Raw genomic sequence first — 24,375 nt, 5'->3', positions numbered from 1 at the left:
CCGGAGCAGTTCCTGGAACTGCTCGAGCGCGAGCGGGTCACGGTGCTGAACCAGACGCCGTCGGCGTTCTACCAGCTGGCGGAGACGGACAAGCGGCGTGCGGAAGAGCTCGCTGCGCCGGATCTTTCGTTGCGCTATGCGGTTTTCGGCGGTGAGGCGCTGGAGCTTTCGCGGCTTGCCGACTGGTACGGCCGCCACGGTGACGCGGTTCGGCTGGTCAACATGTACGGCATCACCGAGACGACTGTGCACGTGTCGTTCCGGGCGTTGGACGAGCAGACGGCCGCACTGGCGGCGGGCAGCATCGTCGGCCAGGCCATCGAGGGGCTCGCGGTCTACGTGCTCGACAACCGGTTGCAGGCCGCCCCGGTGGGCGTGCCCGGTGAGATGTATGTCGCCGGTGTGCAGTTGGCGCGCGGCTACCTCGGTCAGCCGGCGCTGTCGGCGGCGCGGTTCGTGGCCAACCCGTTCGGCGAGGGTCGGCTGTACCGCTCCGGTGACCTGGCTCGCTGGAACGCCGCGGGGGAGTTGGAGTACCTCGGCCGCGCCGACGATCAGGTCAAGGTGCGCGGTTTCCGTATCGAGCTCGGTGAGATCGAGTCCGCGCTGCTGGCCCAGCCGGGCGTCGCGCAGGTCGCGGTGATCGTCCGGGAGGACACCCCGGGTGCCGCCCGGATCGTCGCCTACCTGGTGGCCGAGTCCGGTGCCGCGCTCGATGTCGCGGTGGTCCGCGACGGGGCCGCCGCGGTGCTCACCGAGTACATGGTGCCGTCGGCGTTCGTCGTGCTCGACGCGATCCCGTTGACTGCGAACGGCAAGCTGGACCGGCGCGCGCTGCCCGCACCCGCGGCCGAGCTGCGCGAGTTCCGCGCCCCGGTCACCGCGGCCGAGCAGGCCGTCGCGGCGGTCTTCGCCGAGGTTCTCGGTCTCGAGCGCGTGGGTCTCGATGACGACTTCTTCGCGCTCGGCGGCAACTCGCTGATCGCCGCTCAGGTGGTCGCCCGCATCGGCGCCGCGCTCGAGACCAAGGTTCCGGTGCGCACGCTGTTCGAGGCCTCCACCGTCGGAGCCCTCGCCGCGGCCGCCGGGCAGCTGTCCGGCCAGGGCGCGCGTCCCGCGCTCGTGGCGCTGGAGCGTCCCGAGCGGTTGCCGCTCTCGCCTGCGCAGCAGCGCATGTGGTTCCTCAACCGGTTCGACACCGGCTCGTCGGCCTACAACATCCCGATGGGAATCCGGCTGACCGGCGACCTGGACGTCGCCGCGATGCAGGCGGCGCTGGTCGACGTCGTCGACCGGCACGAGTCGCTGCGAACCCGCTACCCGGAGACCGCAGACGGACCGGTCCAGATCATCGTGTCCGCGGACGCAGTGCCCGTCGACCTGACCCCGGTCACGGTCGGCGCCGACGAGCTGTGGCAGCACCTCTTCGCATTGGCCACCACCGGGTTCGACGTCACGGCCGAGGTGCCGCTGCGCGCCCGGCTGTATCAGGTGGCCGAGCGCGAGCACGTGCTCGCCGCGGTGGTGCATCACATCGCCGCCGACGGTTCGTCCATCGCCCCGTTCGCGCGCGATCTCATGACCGCCTACGTGGCCCGTCTCGAAGGCGCCGCGCCGGGTTGGGAGCCGCTGCCCGCCCAGTACGCCGACTACGCGCTGTGGCAGCGCGCGGTGCTCGGCGACGAGTCCGATCCGGAGTCGGTCGCGGCCAAGCAGATCGGCCACTGGAAGTCCGCGCTGGCGGGACTGCCGGACCAGCTGGATCTCCCGAGTGACCGGCCCCGTCCGGCGGTGCGCTCCAACCAGGGCGGACGGGTCGGCTTCGAACTCGACGCCCGGCTGCACCACGCCCTCGGCGACCTCGCCCGGGCGCACGGCTCCACACTGTTCATGGCCGCCCACACCGCGCTCGCGGTCCTGCTCGCCCGGCTGTCCGGCACCGACGACATCGCCGTCGGCACGCCGATCGCCGGCCGCGGCGAGGAGGCCATGGACGCGATGATCGGCATGTTCGTCAACACGCTGGTCTTCCGCACCCACGTCGACGCGTCGGCGAGCTTCGCCGACATGCTGGCGGCGGTCCGCGAGTCGGACCTGGCGGCCTTCGGCAACGCCGACGTGCCGTTCGAGCGGCTCGTCGAGGTGCTCAACCCGGCCCGCTCGACCGCCCGGCACCCGCTGTTCCAGGTGGGCTTCTCCTTCCAGAACCTCGCACAGTCGAGCCTGGAGTTGCCCGGACTGACCGTGGCCCCGCTCGAGGTGGACAACGGCATCACCCAGTTCGACCTCCAGCTGTTCCTGATGGAGCGCTTCGAGTCCGACGGCGCGCCCGCCGGTTTCGACGGCCTGTTCCACTTCGCGACCGACCTGTTCGACCAGGCCACGGTCGAGCGATTCGCCCAGCGGTTCGTCCGCATCGTCGAGGCCGCCGTCGCGGACCCGACGGCGGCGGTCGGCGACATCGAGATCGTCGGCGCCGAAGAGCGTGCGCAGGCACTCGAGGCCTGGAACGACACCGCGGTCGCGACCGCCGAGCAGACGCTCGCCGGCCTGTACGCAGAGCAGGCCGGCGCGACCCCCGGGGCGCCCGCTCTGTGGTCGGCGGACGTCGAGCTGACCTACGGCGAGTTCGACGCTCGGGTGAACCGCCTGGCGCGCAAGCTGATCGAGCAGGGTGTCGGCCCCGAGTCGCTCGTCGTGTTGGCGATCCGCCGCTCCGCCGACCTGGTGGTCGCTATGTACGCGGTCGCCGCGGCCGGCGGCGCGTACGTGCCCGTCGACCCGGACCACCCGGCCGAGCGGACCGCGTATGTGCTCGCGACTGCGGCACCGGTGTGCGTGTTGTCCACCGCGCGAGACGGATTCGATTCTGCAGGGGACAGCTCTGTCCTGAACCTGGACGAGCTGGACCTGTCTGAGTATTCACGCGCGGCGGTCACCGACGACGACCGCCGCGCGCCGTTGCGCCCGCAGCACCCGGCGTACGTCATCTTCACCTCCGGCTCGACCGGCAAGCCCAAGGGCGTCACGGTCTCGCACGGCGCGATCGTCAACCAGCTGCTGTGGAAGCGTGACCACTTCGGCCTGGACGGTTCGGACGCGGTGCTGCTCAAGACCGCCGCGACCTTCGACCTGTCGGTCTGGGAGTTCTGGTCCCCACTGGTCAGCGGCGGCCGGCTGGTGATCGCGGAGGCGGGTGGCAACCAGGATCCGCAATACCTGCTGGACCTACTCCGTGACCAGCGCGTCACCACGCTGCACGCGGTGCCCTCGATGGTGGCGATGCTCACCACCACAGCGGCCGGTGCGCCGCTGTCGGAGTCGCTGCGCCGGGTGCTGGCCATCGGCGAGGCGCTGCCCGCCGCGACCGCGCAGGCGTTCCGCGCGGCCAACCCGGAAGCGACGCTGTTCAACCTGTACGGCCCGACCGAGGCCGCCGTGTCGGTGACCGCACACGAGGTCACCGGCGCCGACACCTCGGCGGTGCCGATCGGCGCCCCCGAGTGGAACACACGGGTGTACGTGCTCGATTCGCGGCTGCACCCGGTCCCGGCCGGGGTGGGCGGCGAGCTGTACCTGGCCGGTGAGCAGCTGGCCCGCGGCTATCACGGCCGCGCCGACCTGACCGCGGACCGGTTCGTCGCCGACCCGTTCGGCGCGCCGGGGGAGCGGATGTACCGCACCGGCGACCTGGTCACCTGGCTGCCGACCGGCGAGCTGGAGTACCTCGAGCGCAGCGACTTCCAGGTCAAGGTGCGCGGCTTCCGCATCGAACTCGGCGAGATCGAGGCCGTGATCGCCCGCGAGAGCACCGTCGGGGCCGTGGTCGTCACCGCCCGCCGCGACGAGCGCACCGGCGAGCGTCTGGTCGCCTACGTGGTGCCGGCCGCCGGTGCCGAGCTGGACGTCGAGAAGATCAAGTCGGCTGCGGCGCAGTCGCTGCCGAGCTACATGGTGCCCGCGGCCTTCGTCGTGCTCGAGGCGCTGCCGTTGAACATCAACGGCAAGATCGACCGTAAGGCGCTGCCGGACCCCGAGTTCGCCCCCGTCGAGTACCGCGAGCCCGTCACCGACGCGCAGCAGCTGGTGGCGCGCGTCTTCAGCGACGTGCTCGGCGTCGATCCGGCCGGCCCGGCGCCCGTCGGACTGGACGACGACTTCTTCGCCCGCGGCGGCAACTCGCTCGTCGCCACCCAGGTCGCGGCGCGGCTCGGCGCCGCACTGGACACCCAGGTGCCGGTGGCGTGGATCTTCGAGCTGCCGACCGTCGAGGCGCTGGCCGAGCGTGCGCAGGAGCACGCCGGGCGCGGCGGACGCCCGGCGCTCGTCGCCGGCGAGCGGCCCGCGGCAGTCCCGCTGTCGCTTGCGCAGCAGCGGATGTGGGTGCTCAACCGCATCGCGCCGGAGTCGGCGGCCTACAACATCCCCGGCGGCATCCGGCTGACCGGCGACCTCGACGTCGCCGCCCTCGAGGCCGCCGTGCACGACGTCTTCGAGCGTCACGAGGTGCTGCGGACGGTGTACCCGGCCGGCGTCGACGGCCCGGTGCAGGTCGTGCTGCCGGCCGACGAGGTCGCCCCCACGCTGACCGCGATCCCGGTCGACGAGCAGCAGCTCGCCGAGCGGGTCGTCCGGGTGGTCGGCACCGGGTTCGACGTCACCGCCGCCGCGCCCGTGCGCCTGGCGCTGTTCGCGTTGAGCCAGACCGAGCACGTGCTGGTCGTGGTCGTGCACCACATCAGCGCCGACGGCTTCTCGATGGGACCGCTGGCCCGCGACGTGATGGTCGCCTACACCGCGCGGACCGCCGGCCAGGCTCCCGCCTGGGCGCCGCTGGCGGTGCAGTACGCCGACTACGCGCTGTGGCAGCGCACGGTGCTCGGTGCCGAGAACGACCCGGAAAGCCTGCTCTCGCGGCAGATCGGACACTGGCAGGACTGCCTCGCCGGCCTGCCCGATCAGCTGGATCTGCCGTCGGACCGTCCCCGCCCGGCGGTGCAGACCTTCGGCGGCGCGCGCCACGAGTTCGCGATCCCGGCCGCCGTCGACGCCGCACTCTCCGAGTTCGCGCAGGCCCGCGGCGTGACGCCGTTCATGGTCGTGCACGCGGCACTGGCGGTGCTGCTGGCCCGGCTGTCCGGCACCGACGACATCGCCGTCGGCACCCCGGTCGCCGGCCGCGGCGAGCAGGCGCTCGACGACGTGATCGGCATGTTCGTCAACACCCTCGTGCTGCGGACCCGCGTCGACGCCGCGGCCACGTTCGACGAGCTGATGGCCGACGTCCGCGCGGCGGACCTGGCCGCGTTCGGGCAGGCCGATGTGCCGTTCGAGCGGCTGGTGCAGGCACTCAACCCGGCGCGCTCGACCGCGCGGCACCCGCTGTTCCAGGTGGCGCTGAGCTTCCAGAATGCCGCCCCCGCGGCCGTCGAGCTGCCCGGTCTGACCGTGGCCGTCGAGGAGGCGCCGCTGGACAGTGCGAAATTCGACTTGCAGCTGGCGCTGCAGCCCGGTGCTGACGGCATGCACGCCGAATTCGTCTACGCCACAGATCTGTTCGACGAGCCGACGGTCGTCGGGTTCGCGCAGCGGTTCGTCCGCCTGCTCGCCGGCGCGCTCGCCGACCCCACGGCGGCGGTCGGCGACCTCGAGATCCTGGACCCCCTCGAGCGGGCCGATCTGCTCGCCCGGCACGACGTCGAGGCCGCGCAGCACAGCAGATCCGCCGAGCTGACGATGCCCGACATCTTCGCGGCCGCGGCGGCCGCCGAGCCGGACCGCGAGGCGCTCGTCGGTGCGGACGGACGGCTGACGTATCGGGAGCTCGACGAGCGGTCCTCGAGGATGGCGCGTGAGCTGATCGCGCGTGGCGCGGGCCCGGAGACGTCGGTGGCGGTGGCCATCCGCCGTTCGATCCACTCGGTCCTCGCGGTGTGGGCGGTCGCCAAGACCGGCGCGGCGTTCGTTCCGGTCGACCCGACCTACCCGGCCGACCGCATCAGCCACATGCTCACGGTGTCCGGCGTGGTGACCGGCGTGACGACGGCGGCCGACCTGGATCGGCTGCCCGGCGACGTCGAGTGGCTCGGGCTCGAGGACCTGGAAGCGGGGGCGCTGTCGCGGTCCGCTGCGCCGGTGACCGACGCCGACCGGACCCGCCCGCTGCGGCTCGACCACCCGTCGTACGTGATCTACACCTCCGGGTCCACCGGACTGCCCAAGGGCGTGGTGGTCACCCACCGGGGCCTGGCGAACCTGCGGGACCACCAGCTCCGGCGCGGGATCGCGACACCGGATTCGCGTGTGCTGCACGTCGCCTCGCCGAGCTTCGACGTGTCGGTGTACGAACTGGTCACGGCATTCGGTGCGGCCGCGACGCTGGTCGTCACCCCGCCCGACGTGTGGGGTGGCGTGGAACTGGCCGAGCTGCTCCGCCGTGAGCGGGTCACGGCGATGATGATCACGCCGTCCGCGCTGGGCACCGTCGACCCGGCCGGGCTGGGTGAGCTGGAGATCGTGGTGGTCGCCGGTGAGGCGTGCCCGCCCGAGCTGATGGCCAAGTGGGCGATCGGGCGCAGGTTCGTCAACGCCTACGGCCCCTCCGAGTCGACGATCATCTCGACCATCAGCGGAGACTTCGCGCCCGGCGAGACGATCACGATCGGCCGGCCCACCGCAGGTATCCGCAACACGATCCTCGACACCCGCCTGCAGCCGGTTCCCGCCGGCGTGGTCGGGGAGCTGTACCTGTCCGGTCCCGGTCTCGCCCGCGGATACCAGGGTCGCCCGGCGCTGACCGCTGAGCGATTCGTCGCCGATCCCTACGGCGACCCCGGCGAGCGGCTCTACCGCACCGGCGACGTCGCCCGCTGGACCGTCGACGGTGACGTCGAGTACCTGGGCCGCACGGACTTCCAGGTGAAGGTGCGCGGCCTGCGCATCGAACTCGGCGAGGTCGATGCGGCGCTGGCGGCGCAACCGGGCGTCGACTTCGCGGTGACGCTCGGCCACACCGGATCGAACGGCGCCGCCGCGCTCGTCGCCTACCTCAAGGCGACCGACGGCACCGAACTCGATGTGGAGTCCATCAGGGCCGGGATCTCCACGCTGCTGCCCGCCTACATGGTGCCGGCGTCGATCATGGTGCTCGACGAGGTGCCGCGCACCCCGGTGGGCAAGCTGGATCGGAAGGCGTTGCCGGAGCCGGTGTTCGAGGCGCGCGCGTATGTCGCGCCCGCCACCGCGCTGGAGGAGCTCGTCGCCCGGGTCTTCGCAGACGTGCTGGGCCTCGAGCAGGTCGGTGCCGAGGACGACTTCTTCGAGCTCGGCGGCAACTCGCTGATCGGTACCCAGGTGACCGCGCGTCTGGGCGCGGAGCTGTCCACCACCGTGCCGATGCGGGTGCTGTTCGAGGCCACCACCGTGCGCGAGTTGGCGCTGTCGCTGGAGGAGCAGGCCGGACGTGGCGGCCGGGCCGCGCTGGTGGCGGCGGAGCGCCCCGAGGTGCTCCCGCTCTCGCTCGCGCAGCAGCGGATGTGGTTCCTCAACCGCTTCGACCCCGCGTCGCCGCTCTACAACATCCCCGCCGCGTTGCGGCTGACCGGTGAGCTGGATCTGGGCGCGCTGCGCCTGGCCGTGGCGGACGTGTTCGCGCGCCACGAGTCGTTGCGCACGATCTACCCCGAGGTCGACGGCGAGCCCCGCCAGGTGATCGTGCCGGCGGAGCAGGCGACGCCGGACCTCACCCCGGTGCCCGTGGCCGCCGACCAGATCCTCGGCGCCGTCACCGACCTGATGACCCGCGGGTTCGACGTCACCGCCGAGGTGCCGCTGCGGGCCCGGCTGTTCACGGTGACCGATGCCGGACTCGAGGGCGGCGCTGCCGGCGACGAGGCGGAGTACGTGCTGGTGATGGTCGCCCATCACATCAGCTCGGACGGCTGGTCGATGGCCCCGCTGACCCGTGACCTGGTGGTCGCCTATGCGGCCCGCGCCGCAGGACAGGCACCGGCATGGGCGCCGCTGGCGGTGCAGTACGCCGATTACGCGCTGTGGCAGCGCTCGGTGCTGGGAGAGGAGTCCGACCCGCAGTCGGTGATGTCCCGTCAGCTCGACTTCTGGCGTTCGGCGCTGGCCGATCTGCCAGACAGTCTCGACCTTCCCGCGGACCGGCCGCGTCCGGTCGCGGCGTCCAACAGTGGTGCGGCGCACCGGTTCGAGATCGGCGCCGACCTGCACGCGGCGCTGGGCGAGCTCGCGCGAAGCAACAATGCGACGCTGTTCATGGTCGTGCACGCGGCCCTGTCGGTGCTGCTGGCGCGGTTGTCGGGGACGTCCGACATCGCGGTGGGCGCCCCGGTGGCGGGCCGCGGTGAGGCCGCGCTCGACGACCTGGTGGGCATGTTCGTCAACACCCTGGTGCTGCGCACCCAGGTCGACCCCGCCACGTCGTTCGCCGGAGTGCTCGAGCAGGCCCGGTCGACGGACCTCGCCGCGTTCGCGCATGCCGACGTCCCGTTCGAGCGGCTCGTCGAGGTGCTCGCCCCGGCGCGGTCGCAGGCACGCCACCCGCTGTTCCAGGTGGCGCTGACCTTCCAGAACATGGCGGCCGCGACCGCCGAGTTGCCGGGCCTGCGGGTCGCGGCGCTGGAGACCGACGTGCGGGTCGCGAAGTTCGACCTGCAGCTGACGGTGTCGGAATCGGCCGACACGCAGGGTGCGCCGTCCGGTATCACCGCCGAGTTCACCTACGCCACGGACTTTTTCGATGCGGCGACGATCGGCCTGTTCGAGCAGCGGTTCATCCGGGTGCTCGAGGCCGTGGTCGCCGAGCCGCAGGTCGCGGTCGGTGACATCGAGTTGCTCGCTCCCGCGGAGCGTGCGCTCGTGCTGTCGGAGTGGAACGCCTCGGGTGCCGACGCCGGAGTCCACACGACCCTGGTGGAGCTGTTCGACGCGGCGGCCGCCGTGCACGGTGATGCGGTGGCGGTGCGCTTCGCCGACGAGACGCTGACCTACCGGGAACTCGACGAGCGGGCGAACCGACTGGCCCGCAAGCTGATCGAGATCGGCGCCGGGCCGGAGTCGCTGGTGGCGGTCGCGTTGCCGCGATCCGCGGACCTGGTCGTCGCCCTGCTGGCGGCGGTCAAGACCGGCGGCGGCTACCTGCCGGTCGACCCGAACTACCCGGCGGACCGTATCGAGTACATGCTCGCCGACGCCGCACCGGTGTGCGCCGTCACCGCCTCGACCGTCGACATCGAGCTGCCCGAGGGACTTGCGGCGATCGCGCTCGACACAGCGGATCTGTCCGGGTTCGCCGCGGACGCGGTGACCGACACCGACCGGCTCGCGCCGCTGTCGCCGGCCAACGTGGCGTACGTGATCTACACGTCGGGTTCGACCGGTCGCCCCAAGGGTGTGCAGGTGCCGCACGAGACCGTGGTGCGGCTGTTCGCGAACACGCAGCGCGACTTCGGGTTCGACGAGTCGGATGTGTGGACGATGTTCCACAGCTACGCGTTCGACTTCTCCGTGTGGGAGCTGTGGGGCCCGTTGCTCTACGGCGGCACGCTGGTGGTCGTCGACTACTTCACCTCGCGTTCGCCGGAGCAGTTCCTGGAGTTGCTGGCGCGTGAACGGGTCACGGTGCTCAACCAGACACCGTCGGCGTTCTACCAGCTCGCGGAGGCGGACAAGCGGCGTGCGGAGGAGCTCGCTGCGCCGGATCTTTCGCTGCGCTATGCGGTTTTCGGCGGTGAGGCGCTGGAGCTTTCGCGGCTTGCCGACTGGTACGGCCGCCACGCTGACGCGGTTCAGCTGGTCAACATGTACGGCATCACCGAGACGACTGTGCACGTGTCGTTCCGGGCGCTGGACGAGCAGACGGCCGCACAGGCGGCGGGCAGCATCGTCGGTTCGGCGATCGCCGGACTGCAGGTATACGTGCTCGACACCCGTCTGCGTCCGGTGCCGGTGGGCGTGCCCGGCGAGATGTACGTCGCCGGTGTGCAGTTGGCTCGCGGGTATCTGGGGCAGCCCGCGCTGACCGCTGGCCGGTTCGTCGCGAACCCGTTCGTGGCGGCGGACGGGGCAGGCTCGCGGCTGTACCGCTCCGGTGACGTCGCCCGGTGGAACCACAACGGGGACCTCGAATACCTGGGCCGTGCGGACGACCAGGTCAAGGTGCGCGGTTTCCGCATCGAACTCGGCGAGATCGAGTCCGCGGTGCTGGCGCAGGACAGTGTCGGCCAGGTCGCTGTGGTCGTCCGCGAGGACGCCCCCGGCGATGCCCGACTGGTCGCGTACGTGGTGCCGTCGGCGGATGCCGAGCCGGTGCTCGACGATGTCCGGACCGGTATCGCCGCGGTGCTGCCGGAGTACATGGTGCCGAGCGCCTTCGTGGTGCTCTCGGAGATCCCGTTGACCGCGAACGGCAAGCTCGACCGCCGCGCGCTGCCGGCGCCGCTGATCCAGGTCCGCGAGTTCCGGGCCCCGACGACGCCGACCGAGACGGCCGTAGCGGCCGCGGTGGCCGAGGTCCTCGGGGGCGAGGCGGCGGGCCTGGACGCTGTCGGTCTGGATGACGACTTCTTCGAACTCGGCGGCAACTCGCTGACCGCGATGCGGCTGATCTCGCGGGTCAACGAGGCGCTGGGCATCCGGCTCGGGGTGCGCGAGGTGTTCGAGGCGGGAACGGTCGCGGCGCTCGCCGCGGCGGCGGTGGCCGCGACCGGGGCGGGTTCCCTGCCCGCACCGGTCGCCGGCCCGCGCCCGGACCGGATCCCGCTGTCGCCGGCCCAGAACCGGATGTGGTTCCTCAACCGGTTGGACCAGGAATCCGCTGCCTACAACATCCCGATGGCGGTGCGCCTGGTCGGCGAACTCGACACTGCCGCATTGGCGCTGGCGGTGCGCGACGTGCTCGGGCGCCACGAGTCGCTGCGCACCGTCTACCCGGAGGTCGACGGGGTCCCGGTCCAGGTGGTTCTGCCTGTCGACGACGTCGAGTTGGACCTGACGCCGGTTGCCGTCGAGCCGGATGACCTGGCCGCCGTGGCGATGTCGGTGCTCGGTGGCGGATTCGACGTGACGGCCGCGGTGCCGGTGCGCGGCCGGCTGCTGTGTCTCGGCGCCGACGAGCACGCGCTCGTCCTCGTCCTCCACCACATCAGCGCGGACGGCGTCTCGACCGGGCCGCTGGCCCGCGACGTGATGGCCGCCTACCTGGCAAGGACCTCGGGCACGGCGCCGCAGTGGGCGCCGCTGCCGGTGCAGTACGCGGACTTCACACTCTGGCAGCACGAGGTACTCGGCGCCGAAAGCGATCCCGAGTCGGTCGCGGCCCGGCAGGTCGCGTACTGGGTGGAGCGGCTGTCGGGTCTGCCGGACCTGCTGGAGCTGCCGACGGACCGGCCCCGGCCGGCGGTCGCCACCGGTCGCGGCTCGCTGCATCGCTTCCACATCGACCCCGAACTCACCTCGGCGCTGGCGACGCTCGCCCGCGGCCACGACGCCTCGACCTTCATGGTCGTGCAGGCCGCGTTCGCGGTGTTGTTGGCCCGGCTGTCCGGAACCTCCGACATCGCCCTGGGCACGCCGGTCGCCGGCCGGTCCGCGGCGGTACTCGACGACCTGGTCGGCATGTTCGTCAACACGCTGGTGCTGCGCACACAGGTCGATGCCGACGCGTCGTTCGCCGAGGTGCTGCGACGGGTCCGCGAGACCACGCTCGAGGCCCTCGGGCACGCGGATGTTCCGTTCGAGCGTCTGGTCGAGGTGCTCAACCCCGCTCGCTCACAGTCGCATTCGCCGATCTTCCAGGTGCAGGTCACGGCGGAGAATCAGCAGGGGACCTCGCTCGAGCTACCGGGCCTGACCGTCTCGACGTTCGACTACGACGCGGCCACGACGCAGTTCGACCTCACGCTGGCGGTCACCGAGAACGCCGTGATCGACGGCGCCACCGGCGGGATCGTGGCCGGCCTGCGCTACTCGACCGACCTGTTCGACACAGCCACGATCGAGGCGATGGCCGACCGACTGGTGCGCATCCTGGCCGCCGTCGCGGCCGAGCCCGACGCGGTCGTCGGCGACGTCGACCTCCTCGGGGCGCTCGAGCGCCGGACCGTGCTCGAGCAGTGGAACGCGACCGCAGAGACCTTCGCCGAGGGCACGCTGGTGTCGTTGTTCGCGGCGCAGGCGGCGCGGACGCCGGATGCGGTGGCGGTGGTGTTCGAGGGTGAGTCGCTGACCTATGCGGAGTTCGCGGGCCGGGTGAACCGTCTGGCGCGGGAGCTGATCGGCCGTGGTGTCGGCGCGGAGTCGCGGGTGGCGCTGGCGATGCGCCGGTCGGTTGAGTTGATGGTGGGCGTGTACGCGGTCCTCGCCGCGGGCGGGGCCTATGTGCCGGTCGACCCGGACCAGCCGGCCGAGCGTATCGACCGTGTTCTCGCCGGTGCGCGGCCGGTGTGTGTGTTGTCCACGAGCCGGGACCCGCTCCCGCTCGAGGTCGAGGTGCCGGTGCTCGACATCGACACGCTCGACCTGTCCGCGCGCTCGGCCGCCGAGCTGACCGACGCGGACCGCAGTGTCCCGCTGGCGGGCTCGAATGCCGCCTACGTGATCTTCACGTCGGGTTCGACGGGTCTGCCCAAGGGTGTGGCGGTCGAGCACGCGGCGGTCGCCAACCAGGTGTTCTGGCTCGCCGGCCAGTACGGTTTCGGCGCCGAGGACGTGGTGCTGCAGAAGACGCCGATCACGTTCGACGTGTCGGTGTGGGAGTTGTTCGTGCCGTTGGTCACCGGTGGCCGGGTGGTCGTCGCGCGGCCGGACGGTCACCGCGATCCGGAGTACCTGGCCCGCGTCATCGACGAGCGGTCGGTGACCGCGACGTCGTTCGTGCCGTCGCTGCTGTCGGTGTTCGTCGACGGGCTGGGCGAGGGTTCGGGACGGTCGCTGCGCGCGGTGTTCGCCGCCGGTGAGGCGCTTGCGGGTGACACGGTCGCCCGCTTCGCCGCGGCGGTCCCGCACGCCCGGCTGCACAACCTGTACGGGCCGACCGAGGCGGCGGTGCACTCGACGCACTGGTCCGTTCCGCGCTCGGGTGAGGTCACGGTCGTGCCGATCGGTGTGCCGGTGTCGAACACGCAGGTGTTCGTGCTGGACGCGCGCCTGCGTCCGGTTCCGGTCGGTGTCGCGGGTGAGCTCTATCTCGCGGGTGCGCAGCTGGCCCGGGGTTACGTCGGGCAGCCCGAGTTGACGGCGGACCGGTTCGTGGCATCGCCGTTCGGCTCCGGCAAGCGGATGTACCGCACCGGTGACCTGGTGCGGTGGAACCGCGCCGGTGAAGTGGAGTACCTGGGCCGCACCGACTTCCAGGTGAAGTTGCGTGGTCTGCGGATCGAGCTCGGCGAGGTCGAGGCGGCGCTGCTGGCGAATCCGGAAGTGGCGCAGTCGGTCGTCGTGCCGCACCGGGGCGAGCGGACCGGCGAGTCGCTGGTCGCATACGTGGTGCCGGTGGCCGGCGCGGTCGTCGACCCGCGGGCCGTCAAGACCGCGGTGGCCGCGGCGTTGCCGTCGTACATGGTGCCGGCGGTGGTGACGGTGCTCGAGACGTTCCCGCTGAACGCCTCGGGCAAGCTGGATCGGCGCGCGTTGCCGGAGCCGGTGTTCGAGGCACGTGCCTACCGTGCACCGTCGACCGCCGCCGAGGAGCTGGTGGCGGGCGTGTTCGCCGAACTGCTCGGTGTCGAGCGGGTCGGTGCGGACGACGACTTCTTCGAACTCGCGGGCAACTCACTGATCGCCTCGCAGCTGACCGCGCGTCTGGGCGCGGCGTTGTCGGCGTCGGTGCCGGTGCGGGTGGTGTTCGAGTCGTCGTCGGTGGCGGCGTTGGCCGCGGCCGTGGAGACGCTGGCGGGTGCGGGTGGCCGGGCGCCGTTGGTCGCGCAGGAACGTCCGGAGCGGATCCCGCTGTCTCTTGCGCAGCAGCGCATGTGGTTCCTCAACCGGTTCGACACCCAGTCGGTGGCCTACCACATCCCGGTCGCGTTGCGGCTGTCCGGCGATCTGGACGTCGCCGCACTGCGGCTGGCGGTGGCGGACGTGCTCGAGCGTCACGAGTCGCTGCGCACCGTGTACCCGGAGGTCGACGGAACCCCGTATCAGGTGATCCTGCCTGCCGCGCAGGCTGTTCCGGACCTGTCCGTCGTCTCCGTGCCCGAGGACCAGGTCCTCGGCCGGGTCGTCGGATTGCTCACGGAGAACTTCGACGTGACCACCGAGGTGCCCATCCGCATCGGCCTGTTGCGGATCGCCCCCGAGGCCTCCGAAGCGGTCGCGTCGGGGGAGCGCGGTGAGTACGTGCTCGTGCTGGTCGTGCACCACATCAGCGCGGACGGATGGTCGATCGCACCGCTGACCCGCGACGTGATGGTCGCCTACTCGGCCCGCACCGCGGGCCAGGCGCCGGCGTGGGCTCCGCTGCCGGTGCAGTACGCGGACTTCGCGCTCTGGCAGCGCGACGTCCTCGGCGACGAGTCCGACCCCGAGGCGCTGGCCGGCCGGCAACTCGAGTACTGGCGCGAGACGCTCGCGGGCCTGCCGGACCTGCTCGAACTGCCGACCGACCGTCCCCGGCCGGCGGTGGCGTCGAACCGTGGTGCGCGCCTGTCGTTCTCGATCCCGGCCGAAGTCCATTTGGGGCTGTCGCGGATCGCCAAGGAGCGCAACTCGAGTCTGTTCATGGTCGTGCACGCCGCGCTGGCGGCGCTGCTGGCCCGGTTGTCCGGTACCACCGACATCGCCGTCGGCGCGCCGATCGCGGGCCGTGGCGAGGCGGCACTCGACGATCTCGTCGGCATGTTCGTCAACACCCTGGTGCTGCGGACCCGGGTCGGTGCCGACGACACCTTCGCGGAGTTGCTCGAGCAGGTGCGCGACACCGATCTGGGCGCCTTCGGCAACACCGATGTCCCGTTCGAGCGTCTCGTCGAGGTTCTCAGTCCGGCTCGGTCGCAGTCGTATTCGCCGCTGTTCCAGGTCTCGCTGACCTTCCAGAACATGGCGCGCACCGAGCTGGACCTGCCGGACCTGCGCATCGAGGCCCTCGACCACGACGCCGCCCTGACCTGGTTCGACCTCGACTTCACCTTCGTCGACCGGTACGACGACGAGGGCCGGCCACTCGGCATCGACACGGCCGTGACCTATGCGACCGACCTCTTCGATCACGCGACGGTCGAGCGGTACGGCCGGGCGTTCGAGCTGATGCTGGAATCGGTCGCGCGCTCGGTCGACACACGGGTCGGCGACATCGACCTGGTCGGGGCACAGGAGCGGGCCGGCGTGCTCGGCGCGTTCAATGCGACGGCGGCGGAGGTGCCCGACGCGACGCTCACGGAATTGATCGACGCTCAGGTCGCCCTGCGGCCCGCCGACGTGGCGCTCGTCTTCGAGGACGACGCGCTCACCTATGGGGAGCTGGGTGCGCGGGTGAACCGCCTGGCGCGCTGGCTGATCGCCGAGGGGATCGGCACAGAGGATCTGGTCGGGCTTGCGGCATACCGGTCAACGGAGATGCTGATCGCGATGTATGCGATCGTGACGGCCGGCGCGGCCTACGTGCCGATCGATCCGGACCACCCGGCCGAGCGCACCGGCTATGTGCTCGGGTCGGCCCGGCCCAAGCTGGTCCTGGTGACGCCGACCGCGCGCCCCGAACTGCCCGTCGGCATCCGGTCCGTCCGGATGGACGAGCTGGAACTGGAGGGCTTCGACGCGGCGCCCGTCCCAGACGAGGAGCGGGTCCGGCCGCTGCGGACCGGCAACACCGCCTACGTCCTGTACACCTCGGGCTCGACCGGCCGGCCGAAGGGCGTGGCGATCGGCCACCGCGCGATCGTCAACCAGTTGCACTGGCTGGCAGGCGAATACGGGGTCACCCCGGCAGACCGCATCATGCAGCGTGCGCCGTTCACCTTCGACGTGTCGGTGTGGGAGTGCTTCCTGCCGCCGATCGTCGGTGCACGGTTGGTCGTCACCAAGCCCGGCGGACACCTGGATCTGGACTACCTCGCCGACCTGATGCGTGAGCACCGGATCTCGTTCGCCGAGTTCGTACCGTCCGTGCTGTCCGCGCTGATCGCGGCCGGATCGGGGGACGCATTGGCCTCGCTGCGGCACTTGCACAGCGGTGCCGAATCGCTCTCGGCGGAACTGGTCGCGAACCTCAGGGAGGTCTTCACCGGGGGGCTGCACAACACCTACGGCCCCACCGAGGCGGCGATCACCACCACCGGCTACGAGATCACCGGGCCGATCCAGGGTTCGGTCCCGATCGGTGGTCCGGTCTGGAACACCCAGGCGTACGTCCTCGACACGCGACTGCGGATTGTTCCCGTCGGTGTCCCGGGTGAGCTGTACCTGGCCGGTGAGCAGTTGGCCCGCGGATACCAGGGCCGCGCCGACCTGACCGCGGACCGTTTCGTGGCGAACCCGTTCGGCGAGACCGGCTCGCGGATGTACCGCACCGGCGACCTCGTGCGCTGGAGCACCCGGGCGAGCGAAGCGACGGGGGATGTCGCAGTCGGGCAACTCGAATTCCTCGGCCGCACCGACTTCCAGGTGAAGCTGCGCGGCCTGCGGATCGAGCTCGGCGAGATCGAGTCGGCGTTGCTGCGCGCCGAGGGTGTCTCGCAGGCGGTCGTGCTGATGGCCACCGACGAGCGCGCCGGCGAGCACCTGATCGGCTACGTGGTGCCGGAGCCCGGCGCGGCGGTCGACGTCGCGGCGCTGCGGGCGGCGGTCGGCGCCGACCTGCCGTCGTACATGGTGCCGTCGCAGATCCTGGTTCTCGACGCGTTCCCGGTGAACACGTCGGGCAAGCTGGATCGCAAGGCCCTGCCTGCGCCGGTGTTCGCAGCCAGGGAGTTCCGCGCCCCCACCAGCGCGGTCGAGCAGACCGTGGCGGACGTCTTCGCCCAGATGCTCGATGCGGACCGGGTCGGCTTGGACGACGACTTCTTCGCGCTCGGCGGCAACTCGCTGATCGCCATGCAGGTCGTCGCCCGCATCGGCGCCGTGCTCGACACCCGGATCGCGGTCCGGGAACTGTTCGAGGCCACCACGGTCGAGGCGCTCGCCGCGCGGGTGCAGGCTTCGGCCGGCACCGGCGGCCGCCTCGAACTGGCTCCGCGGCCGCGGCCCGAGTCGGTGCCGCTTTCGCTCGCGCAGCAGCGCATGTGGTTCCTCAACCGGTTCGATCCGCAGTCGGCGGCCTACAACATTCCGGCTGCGGTGCGACTGACCGGTGAACTGGATGTGCCTGCCCTGCAGGCCGCGGTCACCGACGTCATCGCCCGGCACGAGGTGCTGCGCACGCGCTACCCGGAGCAGGACGGCACCGGCTACCAGGTGATCGATCCAGACTTCCGCGTCGATCTCACGCCGCAGGTGGTGCGGGCAGGTGAGCTCACCGAGCGGATCCTCGGTGTGGTCGGCGTCGGTTTCGACGTCACCGCCGCCGTGCCGCTGCGCGCCGCGTTGCTGCGGGTGGACGGCGCGGAGCAGGAGCACGTGCTGGTCGTGGTGATGCACCACATCGCCGGTGACGGGTTCTCCACCGCGCCGCTGACCCGTGACCTGGTGGTCGCGTACGCGGCCCGCGGTGCCGGAGCGGCACCCTCCTGGGAACCGCTTCCGGTGCAGTACGCGGACTACACGCTCTGGCAGCGTGAACTGCTCGGTTCCGACCGGGACCCGGAGTCGCTGCTGTCGAGCCAGCTCGACTACTGGACCCGCGCCCTGCGGGGGTCGCCGGATGTTCTGGAGCTGCCGACGGACCGCCCGCGCCCCGCGGTGATGTCGAACCTCGGTGCCCTGCACGAGTTCACCGTCGATGCGGAACTGCATACGGCGCTAGACGCGGTTGCCCGCCGCAGCGGTGCGACGCTGTTCATGGTCGTGCACGCGGCACTCGCGGTCCTGCTGGCGCGACTGTCGGGGACGAGCGACATCGTCGTCGGCACTCCGGTCGCCGGCCGCGGCGAGGCGGCGCTCGACGACCTGGTCGGCATGTTCGTCAACACGCTCGTGCTGCGCACCGAGGTCGCCGGCGAGGCGTCCTTCGAGCAGCTGCTCGGGCAGGCCAAGAATGTCGACCTGGGCGCGTTCGGTCACGCGGACGTGCCGTTCGAGCAGATCGTCGAGGTACTCAATCCGGCTCGGTCGCAGGCGTATTCGCCGGTGTTCCAGGTCGCGCTGTCCTTCCAGAACCAGCGGACGCCGGAGGTCGAGTTCGGCGGGCTGTCGCTGAGCGGTGTGGACACCGACGTGGTGCTGGCGAAGTTCGACCTGGACTTCGGGTTCGCCGACAGTTACGACGACGACGGGGCCCCCGCCGGTATCGCCGGCATGCTCACCTACGCCACGTCTCTGTACGACGCCACCGGCGCGGCCCGTCTGGCCGACGCACTGACACGGGTCCTGCGGGCGGTGGCTGTCGATGCCACGACCCCGGTCGGCGACATCGACCTCCTGGAGGCGGACGAGCGCGAGCAGGTCCTGGCCCGGTGGAACGACACCGGTGCGCCGCTCGAGGCGGGCACGCTCGACACGCTGTTCTCGGCCCAGGTCGCCGCGACGCCGGATGCGGTCGCGGTCGTGGACGGATCGACGACGCTGAGTTACCGGCAGTTCGACGACCGCGTCAATGCGTTCGCACGGCGACTGATCGGTCGGGGCGTGGCCGTCGAGTCGCGGGTGGCGCTGGCCATGCGACGCTCGGTGGACCAGGTCGTCGCCATGTACGCCGTCGTCCGGGCCGGCGGTGCCTATGTGCCGGTGGACCCGGATCAGCCGGCCGACCGGATCCGGTACGTGCTCGACACCGCCGATCCGCGGCTCGTGCTGGTCGGCGCCGGTGTGGGCACGGACATCGCCTGCGGACGGCAGGTCGTCGAGGTGAGCAGCGATGGACTCGACGACACGCGGCCGGTCACCGATGCCGAGCGGATCGGGACGCTGATCCCGGGCAACGCCGCCTACGTGCTGTTCACCTCGGGCTCGACCGGCCGACCCAAGGGCGTGGCCGTGACGCACGCGGCGGCGGTGAACCAGTTGGTGTCGATGCAGCGCGAGTATCGGCTCGACGGAACCGACTCGGTGCTGCAGAAGACGCCGGCGACGTTCGACGCATCGGTGTGGGAGTTCTTCTGGCCCTTGCAGACCGGCGCGCGTCTCGTCATGGCGAGCGCGGACGGCCACCGTGACCCGCAGTACCTGGCGCGGACCCTCGTCGAGCAATCGGTGACCACGGTGCAGTTCGTGCCGTCGATGCTGTCCATGGTGCTGTCCGCGCTGGCGGAGACCGGTGCGCCGGCGCTGCGCCGCCTGTTCGCCGGCGGCGAGTCGTTGCCTGCCGAGCTGGCCACGCAGTTCGCCCGGGCCACCGGTGCCCGCGTGCACAACCTGTACGGACCCACCGAGGCGGCCATGCAGGTCACCCGACGCGAGGCCGCCGAAGCGGACACGGCGGTCGTCCCGCTCGGCGGTCCGGTCGAGGGGACGCGCGTGTTCGTCCTGGACGGACGGCTGCGGCCGGTGCCGGTCGGCGTTCCCGGCGAGCTGTACCTGGCGGGTGCGCAGTTGGCGCGCGGTTACGAGTCCCGTGCGGGCCTGACCGCGGATCGCTTCGTCGCCAACCCCTTCGCGGCCGGCGAGCGGATGTACCGCACCGGCGATCTGGCGCGGTGGAACGGCGTCGGCGAGCTGGAATACCTGGGCCGCACCGACTTCCAGGTGAAACTGCACGGTCTGCGGATCGAGCTCGGCGAGGTCGAGGCGGCGCTCGCGGACCACCCGGCGGTGCGGCAGTCGGCCGCGGCCGTCGTCGACACCCAGGTGGGCGCGTTGCTGGTCGGCTACGTCACGGTGGCCGCTGCCGGTGGGGCGAACGGCGAGGTCGACCCGGCCGCGGTGCTGGCGAAGGCCGCCGAGCGGCTGCCCGCGTACATGGTGCCGTCGCAGGTGCTGGTGCTCGAGGAGTTCCCGGTGAACGCGTCGGGCAAGCTGGATCGCAAGGCGTTGCCCGCGCCGGTGTTCGAGGCGGCGGAGTTCCGCGCGCCGACCACGCCGGTCGAGCAGACCGTCGCCGACGTCTTCGCCGACGTGCTCGGCCGGGAGTCAGCCGGCCTGGGCCCGGTCGGTCTCGACGACGACTTCTTCGCACTGGGCGGCAATTCACTGATCGCCATGCGGGTCGTGGCGCGACTCGGGTCCGCGTTGGACACCACCGTGCCGGTCCGCGAGATCTTCGAGGACTCCACCGTCGCGGGTCTGGCGGCGCGGGTGGCGCGCCTGGCGGGCCGTGGACGGCGTGCCCCGCTGGTCGCACAGGAACGCCCCGAGCGGGTGCCGCTGTCGCTGGCGCAGCAGCGGATGTGGTTCCTCAACCGGTTCGATACGGATTCGGCGGCGTACAACATCCCCGCGGCCATTCGGCTGTCGGGCGAGCTCGACGTCGAGGTGCTGCAGGCCGCGGTCGGCGACGTCGTCGCCCGGCACGAGGTGCTGCGGACGGTGTACCCCGAGACCGTCGACGGGCCGATCCAGGTCATCGTCCCGGCCCGGGACGCGATGCCGGACCTGACCCCGGTCGTGGTGACCGAGGCGGAGCTGATCGGCGTGGTCGGCGGGTTCCTGCAGTCCGGGTTCGACGTCACCGCCGACGTCCCGGTGCGGGCCATGCTTCTGCGCATCGACCGTCCCGAGGAGGCGGCCGCCGAGCATGTGCTGGCCGTTGTCGTGCACCACATCTCGGCGGACGGAGCCTCGATGGAGCCGTTCACGCGCGACGTGATGATCGCGTACGCGGCTCACTCGGCCGGCCGGACTCCGGACTGGGCTCCGCTGCCGGTGCAGTACGCCGATTACGCACTGTGGCAGCGGGAACTGCTCGGCTCCGAGGACGACCGGCTGTCGCTGATCTCCGCGCAGCTGGACCATTGGAAGACCGCGCTGGCCGGGCTGCCGGATCAGCTGGATCTGCCCGCGGACCGGCCGCGACCCGAGGTGCAGTCGTACCACGGCGGCCGGGTGGCGCTGGAGATCGACGCAGAGCTGCACCGACGCCTGGCGGAACTCGCGCGGGCCAACAACGCGACGCTGTTCATGGTCGTGCACGCGGCGTTCACGGTGCTGCTGGCGCGGATGTCGGGAACCACCGACATCGCCGTCGGGACCCCGTTCGCGGGCCGCGGCGAGGCGGCACTCGACGACATGGTCGGCATGTTCGTCAACACCCTGGTGCTCCGCGCCCAGGTCGACGGCGACCTCTCCTTCACCGCGCTGCTCGATCAGGTCCGTGACACCGACCTGGGCGCGTTCGGGAACGCGGACGTGCCGTTTGAGCGACTGGTCGAGGTGCTCAACCCGGCACGGTCGACGGCGCGGCACCCGCTGTGCCAGGTCGGCTTCTCCTTCCAGAACCTCGCCCCCACGAGGTTCGAGCTGCCGGGGATGTCCATCGCCGCAGTGGAATTCGACTCCGAGATCTCGCAGTTCGACCTGCACCTGATCGTCGCCGACAGCTACGACGAGCACGGTTCTGCGGCGGGGATCTCGGGCGGGCTCACCTACGCGACCGCGCTGTTCGACGCGGCGACGGTGGAGGAACTGGCCGGCCGGCTCGCGCGGATCCTCGAGGCTGTGGTCGCGGATCCGTCCGCCCCGGTCGGCGACGTCGAGCTGCTCGAGAAGGCCGTACGCTCCGACTTGGTGTTGCGCCGCAACGAGACCGCGCATCCGCTGGAGCCCGGGCTGCTGTCGGACGGCTTCGTCCGTCAGGTGGCGGCCACGCCGCACGCGCCTGCGCTCACCTTCGGGGACGCGACGCTCACCTACGGCGAGCTCGCCGAACGGGTGAACCGCTTGGCGCGTCATCTGATCGCCGAGGGAGTCGGCCCGGAGTCACTGGTCGCGTTGGCGATGCGGCGCTCGATCGACCTGGTGGTCGGCATGTATGCAGTGGTCGCGGCGGGCGGTGCCTACGTGCCGATCGACCCGGATCATCCGGCCGAGCGGACCGGCCATGTCCTGCAGACCGCGGATCCGATGTGCGTGCTCACCACGGCCCGGGACGGCTTCGCCGCGCCGGACCACACGGTGCTGCACGTCGAAGACCTCGACCTGTCGGGCTGGTCGTCGGCGCCGATCTCGGACGCCGATCGGACCACGCCGCTGCGCCCCACCCACCCGGCGTACGTCCTGTTCACCTCCGGTTCGACGGGCGTGCCGAAGGGCGTGGCGGTGCCGCACGCGGCGGTCGCCAACCAGATGGAGTGGATGCGGTCCCAGTACGGCGTGGACGGCACGGACGTGTACCTGCAGAAGACGGCCGCGACCTTCGATCTGTCGGTCTGGGGCTACTTCCTGCCGCTGTCCTGCGGTGCACGGCTGGTGCTCGCGGAGCCCGACGGGCACCGCGATCCGGCTTATCTTGCGGAGACGATCGCCGTGCACGCGGTGACCGTGACGGACTTCGTGCCCTCGATGCTGTCGGTGTTCGCCGGGTCGGTGGAGGCGGTGGACCTGGTGTCGCTGCGGGCGGTGTTCGTGATCGGCGAGGCGCTGCCGGCAGAGACGGTCCGCGACTTCGGACGCGTGTCCGCGGCCGCGGTGCACAACCTCTACGGCCCGACCGAGGCGGCGGTGTCCGTCACCTACGGTGAGGTGACCGGTGCCGCGCAGGGCCCGCTGTCGATCGGCCTGCCGGAATGGAATTCGCAGGTGTACGTGCTGGATTCGCGTCTGCGTCCGGTTCCGGAGGGTGTCCCGGGCGAGCTGTACGTGGCCGGTGCCCAGCTGGCGCGCGGCTACTTCGGACGGGTCGACCTGACCGCGGAGCGCTTCGTGGCGAACCCGTTCGGCGAACCGGGTGCCCGGATGTACCGGACCGGTGACCTGGTCGTGTGGCGCCGCGACGGCGAACTCGGCTACGTGGGCCGCACGGACTTCCAGGTGAAGTTCCGTGGGCAGCGAATCGAGCTCGACGACATCGCGTCGGCGTTCGTGGCGCACGAGGCGGTGCGGCAGGCCGCGGTGCTGGTCGTCCCGACCGCCACCGGCGATCAACTGGTGGCGTACGTGGTGTCCGGCGACCCTGTCGATGCAGACGAACTGCGGGCCTTCGTCGCGCGGTCGCTGCCCGGCTACATGGTTCCGGCGGCGGTCGTCGAGTTGGACACCTTCCCGCTGAACCTGTCCGGCAAGCTCGACCGCCGGGCACTGCCGGCCCCGGTGTTCGCGGCCAAGGCCTTCCGGGCTCCGGAGACGGTCACCGAGCAGACGGTCGCCGACGTGTTCGCCGAGATCGTCGGCATCGAGCGGGTCGGCGCAGACGACAACTTCTTCGAGCTCGGGGGTAACTCGTTGGTCGCCACCCGCGTCACCGCCCGCCTGGCGGAGGAGTTCGGAGTCCGGATCCCGGTGTTGTGGCTGTTCTCCGATGCCACGGCGGCGGCGCTCGCGGCCCGGATCGACGCGGCCGTGGCCGGCGTGGTCGATGTCGGCGCAGGCTCGGCCTTCGACGTGCTGCTGCCGCTGCGGACCGGTGGGGCGAAGCCGCCGCTGTTCTGCGTGCACCCGGTGGTGGGCCTGTCGTGGGCGTTCGGCGGTCTGGCTGCCCACGTCGACCGGGATCGCCCGATCTACGGCCTGCAGTCACCTGCCTTCGGGGACGACGAGGACCTGCCGGAATCGGTCGAGCTGTGGGCCGAGCGCTATGTGCGGGAAATCCGTTCGGTGCAGCCCGAGGGGCCGTACCATCTGCTGGGTTGGTCGATGGGCGGCGTGCTCGCCCACGCGATGGCCGTCCAACTGCAGAACGACGGGCAAGAGGTCGCGCTGCTGTCGATGATGGACAGTGTCGCGGGTGTGTCTGCCGCACAGTCCGATCCGGGCTCACCGGTGACGGTGCGTGAGTTGCTCGGCGGACTGCTGCCCGCCGCGCAGGTCGGTGGTCTCGAGGTGGACGCCCCGGTGACCCCGGAGTCCGTCACGGGACTGCTCGAGGCGCTGCCGGAACCGTTCGCGAGCCTCGGTGCCGACCGCATCGTTCGGGCGCTCGGATCGGTGGAGCGTTCCTACGCGCTGCTCGCCGAGCACCGTCCCGCCGTGTACAAGGGTGACGTGGTGTTCTTCACCGCGCAGCGCGACGATCCCATGGGTCATCGCAACGCCTCGACGTGGGCCGACGTGGTGGACGGACGGATCCTCGACCATGCGGTCGACGCCACGCACTGGGAGATGTCGTCGCCCGGTGCCCTGGCCCGGATCGGTGAAGTGCTCGATGAGGGGTGGGCGAGCGGCCGGTAG

The 24,375-nt window shown here is 71.4% G+C and carries 1 protein-coding gene (cut by a window edge); it reads left to right on the top strand.

Translation table 11 applies throughout. The features are described from left to right. On the top strand, positions 1-24,375 hold the 3' portion of the coding sequence (locus G4X40_RS01870; protein ID WP_277829775.1) for a non-ribosomal peptide synthase/polyketide synthase. It extends 11,691 nt beyond the left edge of the window; the window shows 24,375 of its 36,066 coding nt (coding positions 11,692-36,066); the start codon falls outside the window, past its left edge; the stop codon is at positions 24,373-24,375.

This window comes from Speluncibacter jeojiensis, assembly GCF_029589495.1.
Lineage (GTDB): Bacteria > Actinomycetota > Actinomycetes > Mycobacteriales > Mycobacteriaceae > Speluncibacter > Speluncibacter jeojiensis.
This window is presented reverse-complemented; position numbering and strand designations above follow the sequence as displayed.